Annotated in this window: 9 protein-coding genes; all 9 read right to left on the bottom strand. The window is 54.9% G+C overall.

The genetic code is table 11. The annotated features are described in order from the left end of the window. Positions 1-240 precede the first annotated feature (240 nt). On the bottom strand, positions 241-2,703 hold the full coding sequence (locus FJ695_RS03795; RefSeq protein ID WP_209010907.1) for a PAS domain-containing hybrid sensor histidine kinase/response regulator: 2,463 nt from the start codon (positions 2,701-2,703) through the stop codon (positions 241-243). A gap of 162 nt (positions 2,704-2,865) precedes the next feature. Beyond that, positions 2,866-4,662: an IlvD/Edd family dehydratase gene (locus tag FJ695_RS03790; protein WP_141184197.1), complete on the bottom strand. Its 1,797-nt coding sequence runs from the start codon at positions 4,660-4,662 to the stop codon at positions 2,866-2,868. An 86-nt stretch (positions 4,663-4,748) separates the two neighbouring features. After that, positions 4,749-6,329: an HAD family hydrolase gene (locus FJ695_RS03785; RefSeq protein WP_209010906.1), complete on the bottom strand. Its 1,581-nt coding sequence runs from the start codon at positions 6,327-6,329 to the stop codon at positions 4,749-4,751. Positions 6,330-6,955: 626 nt separating this feature from the next. Next, entirely contained in the window at positions 6,956-8,677 is a 1,722-nt protein-coding gene (locus tag FJ695_RS03780; RefSeq protein WP_141184195.1) for an ABC transporter ATP-binding protein, read from the bottom strand. A 9-nt stretch (positions 8,678-8,686) separates the two neighbouring features. After that, positions 8,687-9,631 carry an ABC transporter permease gene (locus FJ695_RS03775; protein WP_141184194.1) on the bottom strand — a complete coding sequence of 315 codons (945 nt, stop codon included), beginning with the start codon at positions 9,629-9,631 and terminating at the stop codon, positions 8,687-8,689. Positions 9,632-9,643: 12 nt separating this feature from the next. Further along, positions 9,644-10,618 (bottom strand): ABC transporter permease, encoded by a 975-nt coding sequence (locus tag FJ695_RS03770; protein ID WP_141184193.1) that lies wholly within the window; start codon positions 10,616-10,618, stop codon positions 9,644-9,646. Positions 10,619-10,690: 72 nt separating this feature from the next. Next, positions 10,691-12,274: an ABC transporter substrate-binding protein gene (locus tag FJ695_RS03765; RefSeq protein ID WP_141184192.1), complete on the bottom strand. Its 1,584-nt coding sequence runs from the start codon at positions 12,272-12,274 to the stop codon at positions 10,691-10,693. Positions 12,275-12,406: 132 nt separating this feature from the next. Next, positions 12,407-13,567, bottom strand: coding sequence for an acetylornithine deacetylase (gene argE, locus FJ695_RS03760; RefSeq protein WP_247653787.1), 1,161 nt, complete (start codon positions 13,565-13,567; stop codon positions 12,407-12,409). A 14-nt stretch (positions 13,568-13,581) separates the two neighbouring features. Further along, on the bottom strand, positions 13,582-15,015 hold the full coding sequence (locus tag FJ695_RS03755) for an adenylate/guanylate cyclase domain-containing protein (RefSeq protein ID WP_209010905.1): 1,434 nt from the start codon (positions 15,013-15,015) through the stop codon (positions 13,582-13,584). Positions 15,016-15,470: the final 455 nt, after the last annotated feature.

Here is a 15,470-nt window from a genome sequence, read left to right as displayed (position 1 = left end):
GGTCCACCCTTTGCCGTTTCAATTTGGAAACCCGTCTGCCGCCTTGATGCGGGAGTTCTCGACCGGGTTTTCTTGCCGGAATATCGTTCGTGTTCCGGCAATCTATAGATTGGTCATGCCGTAGATCATAGTTTTCCGACAACTGAATGACATCGGGTTTTGACCCATGTCTTTCAATACCAGCCTATATCACAAGGCGGACCTTGTGAATCCAATTGGCATATAGGTGCTTTTGAGCTGTCAGCCAGTCGCTTTCATCCGGCTGATTTCGGCAAGGGCATCCGAGATGGCGTCAACAGACAGCGGCTTGGTCAGATATCCGGCAGCGCCGACTTCAGTAGCGCGATCGCGCGCCTCCTTCATGACATCCGCTGTTACCATGAGAACAGGGACTTGCGGGCGGCCCGTCTTATGCTCATCGAGCCGGATCTGTTTGATTGCGCTGATGCCATCTAGGCCGGGCATATGCAAATCCATCAAGATTGCATCGAAGGATCCGGTCGCTGCTTCGGCAACAGCCTTTTCGCCGTCGACAACCATAATCGGCACATGACCGAGTTTGCGCAGCATGGCTTCGCTTAAAAGCCGGTTGATATCGTTGTCTTCTGCGACCAGCAGTCTCAAGGGGCGGCTCGGCACCGGATTGCGATTCGCCATGAACCCATTTTGAACCGGTTCTGCGCTGACATCCCAGGCATGGCCCGGCGACTCTGCATCTAATAGTCCGGAGAAGACTTGAACCAGCGATTCGATGCGCACCGGGCGGATCAGATAGGCTGCGTAGCCGGCTTCACGCAGATGTTCCAGACGATCCCGCTCTGGCGGTGAAATCAGAACCACGGCCGGAGCGGCACAGCCACTCAAATGGGCTGTGGCAAGCCAGCCCGCGCTGTCGGACAAGGCGGCGTTGTCGACAACAATCAGATCAGCACGCATCAGTGCATCGTCGAGCCCCTCACTGCCAGGCGCCAAAACCGACACTTTCGCATCGTGGCTGGCAAGCCGCCGGGCAAGCAGCGGACATTCAATCTGGCTGGTGGTGACAAAAACGATGTCCTTGTCGCCGAATTTGTCGAGCCTTGTATCCGCTCTGCCATTCAAGCTTTCGGGGATCGGCAAAGAGACTTCAAACAGCGCTCCGCCGCCCTCAGCTGGTTTTGCGGTTATGCCGCCGCCCATCAAACGCGCAAGGCGCTGGGCAATCGCCAAACCTAGGCCGGTTCCGCCGAATTTTCGTGCAGGACCGTGATCGACTTGCTCGAACTCCTGGAACAGCCTTTCCGCCTCGTCGGCGCCGAAGCCGATCCCGGTGTCGCGCACAATAAGATCTATAAAACTGCCACCTTCCGGTTTCTGCCGGCCGAACAGTTCGACTGCAACACCGCCCGTATCTGTGAATTTGACGCCGTTGCCGATCAAATTGAACAGAATCTGGCGGACGCGGGTCGCGTCCAACGTGACATTTTCCGGCAGGCGCGGGTCGATCATCGTTCCGATTTCGAGATCTTTTGCGTGGGCTTTGGGAGCCAGCAATTCAACGACGCTTTCCGCAAGGGCTCCGACCTTGACCGGAACCGCATGGATATCCAGTTTGCCGGCCTCGACCTTTGAAAAGTCCAGAACTTCATCGATGAGCAAAAGAAGTGTTTCGCCAGAGGTTTCCAGAGCTTCGATATAAGCGCTTTGCTCCTTGGTCAGCCGGGTGTCGCGCAGCAGCGCCGCCATGCCGAGAACACCATTCAAAGGTGTCCGGATCTCATGGCTGACAGTGGCCAAAAACCGCGATTTTGCCTCATTGGAACTTTCCGCCGAATGGCGGGCAGCCAGCAACTCCTCTTCTATGAGGCGCCGCTCGGTGACATCACGCAGAACCGTCTGAACAAGCTGGCGGTCGGTGGCTGTATCGCGAACAGGAATGTCGATCCGCGAAAACCAGCGCTGGCCCTGCGCTGTATTCAAGCGGAGGTCGCCAAATCCAATCCCTTCGCTGACCTCTTCCGGTGCATCCAGGTCAAACAATTCACGGCTTGCTTGATGAATGATCGGCAATTGCATTGAGCTGCCGGGTTGAAGCGCATGGTCCGGCCCGAAAACATCTTCAGCTGCTGAATTGGCATAGGTGATTGTGCCGTCCTGATCCCGGCGGATAACCACATCACCAAGCGTGCCGAGAATGCTGGCGTGGCGTTCATCGGATTCACCCAATTCCCAGGCCCGGTCCTCCAGTTCCTCACAGCGGGCCATCAGGCGGCGGATCTTTTCATCTTTGTGCTGCAAAGAGCGGATGGACCGGTGCATGTCGTCGGCAAACAGCCGCCATACAGCCAATCCGCCCGCGAAAAACGCCAGTCCCACACCAAAGAACCGGTTAACCCCATCGGTTGCGACGAGAAAGAGAGCAGCAATCAGTCCGACGACCAGGCCCACAGTTGCAAGGGTTTGCAGAGCTTTGGCCGGAGCGGTGACAGGAATGTCCGTGGCACGCCGCCCGGGTCCAACCTCCGGCCCGATGTCCTCATCTACATCGATTTCAGCAGTCCGGTCTAAACCGGTGTTGATGACAGCCCCATCCAGGTCCGCAGCGTCAGTTTCTGGACCTACTGCGGCGTGCTTCAAAGCAGCTTCTTCGGTGGTGCTCTGTTCCGCGATCGGAGCCGCTTCCTGCCCGGAGCTGGCTGCCTGCTTGCTGGTGTAACTGCCCAAGAACCCTACTCTCTACAAGTTCATTTGTAGCTAGAGTGCAGGTAAATCTTTGAAAAAACGTTTCATTGGCAGTTATGCTGAGGTCGTATGTCTCCCTAGGAATTATCCCGAGCTCACCTGATTAGACATCAGGTGAGCTCGGCGAACCTGGCTGCGTGCAGACTAATGATTGTCCCGCGGCAGGCCTTTGTTGGCGACATCCTGGTATTTGACCGCAGGTTCCAGAACCATACCCTTGTCGAATTGGGCAACCAGACCACGCTGGATTTCCTGCCAGGGCGTTTGGCTCTCGGCAACTTGAAAACCGCCGTTTGCTTCAAGATCAGCACGGCGTTGGGTGAGTTCTTCATCTGAAATCAGGATATTTGCCGTTCCTTTGTTCAGATCAATCCGGACCTGGTCTCCGGTTCTGATGAGGGCTAGCCCGCCCATAGCCGCCGCTTCCGGAGCCGCGTTCAAAATGGATGGCGAGCCGGACGTGCCAGACTGGCGTCCATCGCCTATGCATGGCAAGGCGGTGATGCCGCGTTTGATTAGGGCCGTCGGCGGCTGCATGTTGACCACTTCCGCACCGCCCGGATATCCGATCGGTCCGGTGCCACGGACAAAGAGCATGCAAGTCTCGTCGATCTCCAGCGCAGGATCGTCAATCCGATCGTGATAATCTTCCGGTCCTTCAAAGACGATCGCCCGGCCCTCAAAGGCTTCAGGATCATCCGGATTGGAGAGATACCGGTTGCGGAATTCCTCCGAGATCACGCTGGTTTTCATGATCGCACTGTCGAAGAGATTGCCTTTCAGATTGAGGAACCCCGCCTTTTCCAACATCGGGGTCTCGAACGGCTTGATGACGTCCGGTAGATCGGTGGTGATGCCTTCGCAATTCTCCCGCATGGTTTTGCCGTTTGCAGTAACGACATCAGGATGCGGCAGTTTTCCATTACGCAGCAGTTCGGAAATGACTGCTGGAACACCGCCGGCGTGGAAATAGTCCTCGCCGAGGTAGTCACCGGCCGGCTGTAGATTAACCAGCAGCGGCACATCATGACCGATTTCCTGCCAATCATCATTGGTGAGTTCAATTCCAAGATGCCGGGCAATGCCATTCAAATGGATTGGTGCGTTTGTTGATCCGCCAATGGCTGAGTTGACAACAATCGCGTTTTCAAAGGCTTGGCGGGTCATGATATCTGAGGGTTTTTGATCCTCATACGCCATTTCCACAATCCGGCGTCCGGTCTCATAAGACATTCCGCCGCGTTCGCGGTAAGGCGCCGGAATGGCAGCAGATCCTGGAAGCTGCATGCCGAGTGCTTCAGCGAGTGAGTTCATGGTTGTTGCAGTGCCCATGGTGTTGCAATACCCGACAGATGGTGCGGAGGATGCGACCAGATCCATGAAACCAGGATAATCGATCTCGCCGGCTGCCAGCATTTGCCGCGCTTTCCAAACGATTGTGCCGGAGCCGGTGCGCTCACCTTTGTGCCAGCCGTTGAGCATTGGACCAACGGAGAGTGCGATGGCTGGAATATTGACGGTGGCCGCGGCCATCAAACAGGCCGGTGTGGTTTTGTCACAGCCAATGGTCAGCACAACACCGTCGATCGGGTAGCCGTGCAGTAATTCAACCAATCCAAGATAGGCAAGATTACGATCAAGCGTCGCTGTGGGCCGCCGGCCGGTTTCCTGAATGGGGTGGACTGGAAATTCAAAGGCAATTCCGCCTGCGTCCCGGATGCCTTCCCGGATCCGTTTGGCTAGCTCCAGATGGTGGCGGTTGCAAGGTGAGAGGTCGGAGCCTGTCTGCGCAATACCGATTATCGGTTTGCCGGACTGCAGTTCTTCGCGGGTAATGCCAAAATTGAGATACCGCTCAATATAGAGCGCCGTCATTCCCGGATTGTCTGGATTGTCGAACCAGGCAGCGGACCGGAAATTCGGCTTTTTGGTATTGCTCATTTGGCGCCTCACCCTCTGTATTTCTTACGGCGGAGATATTAAGCCGATAGATACAAGGGGGCAGCGGTTTTTGAAAGGTGTGCGAGTTAATTCGCAGCAATCAAAGCATTATTGACCACTTGCTGGGACCTGTCGGCGACTGAGAAGCGGGCAAAACCCCACAAAATGGCAAGATTCACCGCAAAGAGCACCGGTGTTGCCGACAAAGGCAGCAGCAATAGGCCACCGCAAATGCCGCACATAACGGACAGGCCGGACAAAAACCGACGGGCATGAACTGCCAATGCCGTTCGCCGCATGGCAAGTTCTTTGAGCGCAGGAAAAGCGCCAATATCATCGGTGCTGCTGACTGCAAGCAATGTGGTTTCAGGAGTGGTTTCATCAGAGGCACTGGGCCGGAAGGATCTGAGTTCAAAGGACGTTCTGTCCTGTGACAAGGTAAGAACCAGGGGGTTGTGGTCTTCCAATGTCCGGAAGGCCGCTTCGCTAGCAGATTCGCCGGGTTTGGGGTCCGCAACGGGCTCCAGGCCGAGCATTTCAGCAAGGGCCTGCCGGGTCTTTTCGCTATCACCGCTATAAAGCCAAGGCACCAATCCTTCAGCCCGCAAGGCCATTCCGGCAACACCTGCATCCTGGCGCAACGTGCCTTCTAGTCCAAGTACACCAACGACCCGTCCACCGACGGCAACCCTTAGAACCGTCTTGCCATCGGCTTCAAGCGATTTGGCAATGGCATCAGCCGTAAAGCTGTCGATCTTGAGTTTGTTCAATAGATCCGTTGTTCCAACAACAACCGTTTGACCGCCCAGCAGAGCCACAACACCCAGGCCTGGGGCCGGATCTATCCGGTCCGGGTGTTTCAGGTCGACCTGCCACTGCTCCGCCAATTGGCGGAGCGCATGGGCCACTGGATGGTCTGAGCCGGCTTCGGCAGAGGCTGCAACAGCCAGAAGGGTTCTCGGATCATTGTCGAAGGCCATCACATTCGTCACTGTCAGGGTCGGGCCAGACATAACGGCAGCCTTGTCGATGACGATGTCACGTGCGGTGGCAACTTTGGTAAAGGTTCCCGGCGCCACATTGCGAAGTCCGGCGGCTTTGGCAGCCTCATGATACACCTTGTCGGCAAAGGCATTGATGCCATCGGCCAGATAGGGCCAGGACAGCAAGAGGCAGACAGCGCCGGCTACGGGAGCTTGGATCGGATCAACCGCGAGCCAAAGACCACAGCATAAAATGCTCAATTGGGAAGAGACGAATGCTTCCCGTGTGCCACACCGTTCACCGCGCGGCGGCAGAACCCAAACCGCCAGAACGCGCAGGATCATCATAATGGCGGCACTGAAAGCCAGCAGATCGGAGGAAGCTGTGCCGATGGCAGTTGGTAAGAAGCTCAGCGAAGCACCGAGAAGCAAGCAGCTTGCAGCAAAAGTCAAAGAACTCAGCCGGCGGCCGGTCGGGTCTGGGAACGAAAACGCAAGGCATAAAGCTGCAAGCAGGCATGACAGAGCGCAAAGTACGGGAACGGATATAGATCCGCTCAAAGGGGTGCCGCCGGGCAGGAGAGCAGGTGTTAAATCTGAGATCAGTGCTGCCAGAACAAAAATACATGCTGATCCGCCGAGAAAGAACATCCGGTAGAGCACGATGAGTGTTTGAGTTGGCATGGCCGCGACCTGTTGCATTTTCGTCCCTGTTATTTGCGCTCTTCCCGAAGACTTCTGCCGGGTTGGCGAGCAGGAAATAAAAATGCGGGACGGTTAGAGCTGGAGCAATGCGACCAGCTGCGGCTCAATCTCTAAGTCGCTGATTGCATCGGCATAATTATCGATATTGAAGACCTTACAGCGGTTTTCGGTCAAAGAAGAACTATCCAGAAAATAAGTCATAATTCGTGGAAGTTATTTTTGAAATAGAAAAGGCAAATCAAAAAAAAGTAAGGTCAAATAATAGCAGGAAAATTATTTTGATAACAGGTCAATAAATGGTCAATATACGAAAATTATAGTGAAATAATCTAAAAGAAAAGAAACAATATTAAAAAAATGGGAATGATAGCGGTGTTCAGTATGTAAAAGGAAAGTACTGATATGACCCGGTGACTCTGACCGGCAAGAATTGCCGGGCTGCCACTCCATTGTGACTATCGAAAGCCGGGAAAGAGGGAATCGGCGGGTCTGATGGAGTCAAGAGAGCGACTCGAGCGAATCTGAAAAAAGACTCAGAATCAGTGATTTACAGGTGAGATGCGCTGTCCCACGAGGTCGCGGGACAGCGCTTGCTAAAAGCCGGGTTAGGCGGTTTCCAGATTGGCCCGGGATAGCAGTTCCATGGACGGCATTAAGTTGAGGAGCTGCTGCGTGTATTCGTGCTGTGGAGCCTCAAACAACTGATCGCAGTCCGCGACTTCGCACAATTCGCCATTGCGCATGACGCCGATGCGGTTGCACATCTGGCGGATGACGGCGAGATCATGGCTGATGAACAGCATTGTTAGGCCGAGTTCTTCCTGCAAATCCTTCAAAAGATTGAGGATCTGTGCCTGGATCGAAACATCGAGCGCCGACGTTGGTTCATCGCAAATGAGGAACCGGGGCCGGGTCGCAAGTGCGCGCGCAATGGAAATCCGCTGGCGCTGACCGCCGGAAAACTCGTGCGGGAACTTCTGACCCGCCGCCGATCCAAGGCCAACGTGATCAAGCAGATCATCGACGATTTGACGAACTTCCGTGTTGCTGGAGGCCAGTTTGTGGAACTTGATTGGCTCAGCGATGATATCGCGGACCCGCATGCGTGCATTCAGCGACGAATATGGATCTTGGAAAATCATCTGCATCTGACGGCGCATCGCCAGAATTTCTTTCTGGTTCTTCAGTGACGTCAATTCCGTCTTGCCGAAGAGGATCGATCCGCCGCTCGGGTGATAAAGGCCAGTAATCACGCGTGCGATCGTGGATTTGCCCGAGCCACTTTCGCCAACGACGCCAAAGGTTTCGCCTTCATGAATATCGAAACTGACTTTTTTGACCGCATGGAAATACTGGCGCTGTGACGGGAAAATCGATCCCTTGGTTTCAAAGCGCATTTCCAGGTCACGGATCTGGACAAGCGGACCGCTTACCTTTTCGTAGTCCCGGGACTGTCCGAGCCAATGGGTAGAGATGTCGATCTGCTTTTGCGGTGTGCCAGCCTTTTCGATGTAGTTGACCACCGGAAAGCGCTCCACTTTGATATCCGGGCGCGGAACGGCCGAAATCAGGCTCTGTGTGTAGGGGTGGACTGGGGCGCCCAAGACCTGATTGGTTTCACCGTATTCCACCAGCTCACCATGATACATCACCGCGACATGGTCGGTGATGTCGGCAATCACGCCCATGTCGTGCGTGATCACCAGCATGGCGACATTTCGTTCAGCACAGAGCTTTTTCATCAGCTCCAGAATTTGCGCCTGAATGGAAACGTCGAGTGCCGTGGTCGGCTCATCGGCAATCACCAGTTCCGGTTCGGCGCAGAGTGCCAGCGCGATCACAACGCGCTGACGCATCCCGCCGGAGAACTGATGCGGATACTGTTTGATCCGTTCCGCCGGATTGGGAATGCCGACAGCATCAATGAGCTCAATGGCGCGTTGCTGGGCTTCCTTGGCCGAGAGTGGCAAGTGGGTCCGAATGGTTTCCACCAATTGGGATTCCACCGTCTGCAGCGGATCGAGCGAGGTCAGAGGATCCTGGAAGATCATGCCAATCTTGCGGCCGCGCAGTTTGCGCATTTTTTTATAAGGCAGCTCGTCGATCCGGTCGCCGTGAAGGTAGACCTCACCACCGGCAATATGGCCTGGCTCCTGAAGGAGGCCGATCACCGCATTGCCGACGGTGGATTTACCGGCGCCAGATTCTCCGACAACACCAAGGATCTTGCCGGCTTCAACGCTCAAATTGACCCCGTCAACCGCAACAAAGACTGATTTGCGGCCCGGGAACTCGACCCGAAGGTCTTTGATATCTAGGACGTTCACGGAAGCACCTCAGCGCAGTTTCGGGTTGAGGGCGTCACGCAACCAGTCGCCCAGAAGGTTGACGTTGAGCACCAGCAATGCCAGCGCAATACCCGGGAAGATCGCAATCCACCATTCCCCGGAGTAGAGGAAGTCGTTGCCGATCGCGATCAGCGTTCCCAGCGACGGCTGGGTGGGTGGCATACCGACACCGAGGAACGACAGGCTGGATTCGGTCACGATGGCCAGGGCCAGATTGATGGTCGCGATAACCAGAACCGGTCCCATGACATTCGGCAGGATATGGCGGGCCATGATGATAACCGACGGAATACCGATCACCCGGGCGGCTTGCACATATTCCTTGTTCTTTTCCACCATCGTCGAACCGCGCACCGTCCGGGCATATTGCACCCAGAAAGACAAGGCGAGCGCCACGATCAGGATGTAGAACGCAAAAACTTCGCGGTCGATTCCGCCAAAGATACCGGCGGCGACACCATCGATCAGAAGCGCAATCAGAATTGCCGGGAAGGTGAGCTGAACATCGGCGATCCGCATGATGATGGCATCGACCCGGCCACCCATGTAACCGGCAACCAGCCCAGCTGTGATGCCTATGACGGCTGCCGCGAGAACTGAGCAGAAGCCGACAATCAGCGAAATGCGCATACCATAAAAGATGCCGGACAAGAGATCCCTGCCCTGATCATCAGTTCCCAAGAGGAAGCGTGGATCGGAAAACTCCATCCAGACCGGCGGAACCCGGGCGTCCAGAATAGATATTGTTGCCAGATCGAACGGATTGTGCGGGGCGACCCAAGGCGCGAGAAACGCCAACAAGAACAGCAGCAGTGTCATAAACGCTGCGACGACGGTTACCTTCGAGCGCAGGAACGAGTGGAAGATATCGGTGTCGATCATCTTCGCCAGCCGGCCTTGCGGTGCGGAGTTTGTGTTGGAGACATCAGCCATTTTCAAGTCTCCTTATGGCCGGCCGACCCGCAGACGCGGATCGATGAAGAAATAAAGGATGTCGACGATGAAGTTGATCGCAACGAACAGGAATGCGGTCAGCAACAAGTATGCGGACATGATCGGGATATCGACGTTCTGAACAGCCTGCAGGAACATCAGTCCCATGCCCGGCCACTGGAAGACGGTTTCGGTAATGGTGGCGAACGCGATGATCGCGCCCAACTGAAGACCTGTGATGGTGATCACCGGCACCATTGTGTTTTTCAACGCGTGGCGGAAGTTGACCAGCCGATCTGGCAGGCCGCGTGCGCGTGCGAATTTGATGTAATCGGTCCGGATGACTTCCAGCATTTCGGCGCGGATCAGACGCATGATCAAGGTCATCTGGTACATGCCAAGCGTTACCGCTGGCAGGATCAGGGCTTTCAGACCGGATACAGTCAAAAAGCCGGTCGTCCACCAGGAGCCGACCTGAACCACGTCGCCGCGGCCAAAGCTCGGCAGCCACTGCAAAGTCACTGAGAACAGGAAGATCAGCAAAATACCGATGAAGAAGGTCGGCAGCGAGATTCCGACGAGCGAAACGGACAAGAAAAGTTTTGAGATGGGCGATTCCCGGTTGAGACCGGCATAGATGCCCATTGGTATCCCCACGATGAGAGCGAAGATAAAGGAGGCGAAACTGAGCTCAAGTGTCGCTGGAATGCGCTTGGCAAAGAGCTCGGAAACCGGCTGGCGGAACTGATAGGATGTGCCGAAATCAAATTGTACGGCTTTGCTGATGAAGCGATAGAACTGCACCGGTACGGGATCATTCAATCCCAGCCGCTCGCGCAATGCTTCGCGTTCCTCAATTGATGTCTCGATCCCGACCATCTGATTGACCGGATCCCCGACATAACGGAACATGGTGAAGGCGAGCAGGGCCACCACCAGCATGACAATCATCGCTTGTAACAAACGACGTGTTGCAAAACCTATCATTTCGGCTCTTTACATTTTGGCAAGAAAAGACGCCCCCGGAAGTACCGGGGGCGCTCGATTGTTTTAGACCGCTTACTTCTTTGTGACGAAGCGGAAGTGGAACTGGTTGTCCGCACGCTGGACAAGATCAACGTTGTCGGCAACGCCCCACGCCAGACCCTGCTGGTGCAGCGGGATGTAGTAGGCGTTGTCATGGGAGATCTTGTAGGCTTCCGCGATCATGTCGTCGCGTTTTGCCGGATCGTTTTCAACCAGGATCTTAGCGGTCAACGCATCAATGTTCTGATCGCAGAAACCGCCAAGGTTAAACGGAGAGCCTTTGCCAGCTTCGTCGCGGCAATGCATCAGGTTGGTCAGGATGTTGTAACTGTCGAAGGAACCAGGGGTCCAGCCGAGCAGGTAGAACGAAGTGTCAAAACCGCCGGATGCCAGAACCTTGGCGAAGTACTTCGCTTTCGGCTGGGCATTGAGGTCAACCTTGACGCCAACACGGGCCAGCATCGCAGCAACCGCTTGACAGATCGATTCGTCGTTGACGTAACGGTCGTTCGGGCAGTCCATGCCAACGGAGAAGCCATCGGCATATCCGGCTTCAGCCAAAAGGTCTTTGGCAGCCTGCGGGTCGTACGGATACCGTTCGAAGTCACCAGCTTTGGAGAACATGAACGGGGAGATCATGATGGCGGATGGTGTTGCAAGATTGCGCATCACCTTCTGCTTGATCGCCTCGATGTTGATCGCGTGGTAGAACGCTTTGCGGACTTTATCATCCTTGAACGGGTTCTTGCCCTTGACGTCGGAATAGAGCAGCTCATCGCGCATCTGGTCCATACCAAGGAAGATAGTCCGCAGTTCCGGACCGGTCAGAGCAACTGTGCCGTCGTTGTCGTTGATGCGTTTGATGTCCTGGATCGGGATCGGATACACCATGTCCATTTCACCGGACAGAAGTGCTGCAACGCGTGTCGCATCGGAGCCGATCGGCGTGAATTCAACTGTATCCAGATTGTGAGATGCAGTGTCCCACCAGCCGTCGTTCTTTTCATAGACGGATTTAACACCCGGCTCATGGCTCACCAATTTGAACGGGCCAGTGCCGTTTGCATTCAGTGCAGCATAGTTCGGTGTGGTGTCAGAGGCAGACGTGACTTTGACCGCGTCGTTGGCTTCGGTCCACTCCTTGTCCATGATGTAGAACGTATCCCACTCATAGTGCAGGATCGGGTTCGGACCGGTCAGGACAAAATCGACAGTGTAGTCATCGACGATTTCGACTTTGGCATCACCCGGAACGCGGGTGGTGAGGTCGGAACCTTCAGAGCGTACACGGTCGACAGAGAAGGCGACGTCAGCTGCGGTAAAGTCATTGCCATTGTGGAACTTGACGCCCTTACGAAGGTGGAAACGCCAGCGGTTCGGCTCAACAACTTCCCAGCTCTCGGCCAGGCTCGGTTCGATTTGAAGGTCCGCGCCGCGGCGGGTCAAACCTTCATAGGTGTTGCCAAGTGCGGAGAGCGTGAATGTTTCGTTGAGGCTATACGGGTCCAGGGCATTCAGCGTGCCTTGAAACGCAAACTTCAGTGTTTCCGCCTGCGCGGCAGATGCCACGCCAAATGTTGCTACGGCCGCAGCAATCATTTTGGTTTTGGTTTTCATAGTCCCCTCTTTGTTGCTATTCAGCACTTACATGAACTGTTTGTTCTTCGGTTTCTCTTTACGGCCATTGAGATCGTAAATTATCCCAATTATGGCAGCGATAGCGAAAGCCATCAAACCGGTTTTAGCCCATTAGCGCAAAACTTTTCCACACAGATCGTCCAGAAAAACTGTACAGCGGTCCAATTCGGCAAGTTCAATGAACTCATCCGGCTGATGTGCTTGGTCAATAGACCCAGGGCCGCAAACCACGGTCGAAAGTCCGTGTTCTTGGAATTGACCACCTTCGGTTGCGTAAACCACGACATGATGACCATTGTCGCCGGTTAAACGGCGCACCAATTCTTCAGCGGTTCCATCACGTTCTTCGGAAAGGCCCGGAACAGTGGCCAGAACATCTATGTCGATCTTGCAATCTTTTGAGATGGCTTGCATGTCCGGCAAAACATGGGTTTTTGCAAAATCCTGGTAGGCTTTGATCCAGTCATGGATGTTTTCCCCCGGTAGCAGCCGGATGTCGGTCATGAATTCGCAGGACTGCGCCGTGATGTTGTGGGCTTTGCCTCCCTGGATCGTTCCGCAGTGTAAAGTGGTGTAGGGCGGTTCGAATGGGCATTCCGGATCGGCTTTGGCTTTGTTTTCCGCTGTGCGGTCATCAAGCCAGGAAATCAGCTTAACGGCGGCCGAAATCGCAGAAACACCCCGATGCAACTGGCTGGAGTGCACTGGATGGCCGTGAACTTGGGTTTTCAGAACCGCGATGCCCTTGTGTCCTGTGACAACCTTCATGTTGGTTGGTTCGCCAACAATGACAGCGGCAGGCTGAGGCCCGTTGGTAAGCATCGACTTGATCATTGGCGGCGCACCAAAACAGCCGACTTCTTCATCATAAGACAACGCGATGTGGACCGGTTTTGAGAGGCTCGCGGCGAGAAAATCGGGAACCTTTGCGAGGACAGTCGCGGCAAAGCCTTTCATATCCGCTGTGCCACGCCCATAAAGTCGGCCGTCTTCTTCGCGGGCGGTAAAAGGATCCGAGGACCAGTTTTGACCTTCAACGGGCACCACATCGGTGTGTGCGGACAGAACGATACCGCCATCTACCGAAGGGCCAACCGTTGCAAACAAGGCGGCCTTTTCGCCTGTTTCATCCGGTACTTTGTGAGATGTAACACCATGCGAAGAAAGATAGTCTTCAACAAAAGCAATCAGTTCGAGGTTGCTGTGGCTTGAAACTGTATTGAACGACACAAGTTTCGCCAGCATTTCCTTCGGCGTATAGATATTCGGCACGCTTGCCCCAATTTTTATACGGGTATTTCCGTACCCGCTTCACCTGGCAGCAATAAACCATCCATTTGTTGAAGTGCAAAGATTTCAAGCGGTTTTTCTTTGCCGCGCACGCTGATTTCACACAAGCTGTCCTCAGGTGCCGTTGCGCCAGCTGCGTCAACTACAGCCTTGGAAACTACCAGGAAGCTGCCGTGGCTTTTGTTTTCCGTTTCCAGGCGGCTGGCTGTGTTCACAACATCACCAAGGGCCGTCAATCCACCTCGTGAACCGTCGCTTCCTGCGGCGCCGATCCGCCCCAAAATGGCCTGACCGAGATGCAGACCGACACCGAGCCGGATTGCGTCGCGGAACTGCGGGCCTTTCTCATCATTTAGAGCCTGCATCACCTTTTCAATCCGCCGGCACGCATTCAAAGCTTGGCGCGCGCCGGTTTCCGGCCCGGTCTGCATGCCGAATATCGCCATGATCCCGTCACCGATGAACTTGTCGACATGGCCGCCTTCTGCGCGGATGACGGCTGACACCCGGTCCAAATACTGATTGAGCAAAAAAACCACATCATACGCCAGCTGCGCTTCGGTCATGCTGGTGAAATTTCTGAGGTCAACGAACATGATGACCACATCCTGCTCAACTCCCCAATAATAGGCGTCTTGAATATGAGTTTGACGGCCATTTTGGGATTTGACTGCCACCAAAGGCTGGACCTGAAGGTTTGATGCCGGCCGGATTTGGCAGGCAAGCCGGACATCTTCGGAGACACCGATCCGTTTCAAAACCGTAGTTTCTGCTGGACTTGGTTCCGGAAGGGTATCCAGGCCCTCAATCACTTTCACGCGGCAGGTTGAACACCGGGCGCGCCCACCGCAGACGGAGGCCAGTGGTACACCGTGCATCCGGCTGATTTCGAGAAGCGATGCCCCGGGCTGCGCTTTGACGGACAGGCCGCCTGGATAAGAAATGGAAACACCTCGGGAAAACCGGCCAGCCAGATAGCGGCCCAGGATCACCAGAAGACTGAAAATTACAATGCTGAAGAAAAACGCCCGGGCTTGATCTGTCAGCACGAATACCCAATCCCATTGATCTTGACTGACTTTCACTTTGACGTCTTTGGCCAAGGCGAGGCGCCGCGCCCCTTCGACAAACCCCCACAAGGCTAGAACCGGCCAGGCAATGGCCGCAGCAAGCGCCACGTATTTGACCCGATGATAAATAGGATAAAGGCGCAGCCAGAAATGCAGCCCGATCATCGCATGGGTCCACACCACCAACAGAAGAATGCCTTGCATGAACGCGTTCATCGGCCAAAGAATGGTGAGCATCTGGTGATAGTTCGGAATGAAGCCCGTTTGTTTGGCCAGTCCCATGGTGACAATCACATGGGGGATCAGCGTCCAGGGAATGTAGAGGCCCAGAACCAGCTGAGTGAATTCCCAGGGCGGCATTTTTAACGTCCGCCGTTTAAATGTGCGCCAGAATGCTAGCACGACGTGGGTTAATGCGGCGATGAGAAGAACTGTCTCGCCTATTGGACCGCGCCAAATCCAGTAGTGCCAAAGGGAGGCCTTCTCCATCGCATTGACGGAGACAATGCCCAACGCGTGATTGGAAAAATGGCTGAGGCAAAACAAAAACAGGATCAGACCGCTCCAAAGCCTCAGCCTCTGACGCCAGTTTCCCTGTCCGGGCCTGGGCCGGGATACTGCTTTGACTGTTCGAGACAGCTTTGAAAGTGCAGTAGAATCGGTCACGAACTTGGATGCCTGTATCGGTGCCTGATGATGTGAACGGCAAATTGTTTGCAATTGAGTGCAGCTTGCAGCGCCTTCGTCAAGGCAGATGGTGACCGGTTCGTGGATTGTCGACGTGCAGCCTTGAAACCGTGCGGCCAAAAGGCAAA

Origin of the sequence: Labrenzia sp. PHM005 (genome assembly GCF_006517275.1) — a bacterium.
In the GTDB taxonomy this organism is placed as follows: Bacteria; Pseudomonadota; Alphaproteobacteria; order Rhizobiales; family Stappiaceae; genus Roseibium.
The sequence above is the reverse complement of the archived record's forward strand: the minus strand, read 5'-3'. Positions and strand labels throughout refer to the sequence as shown.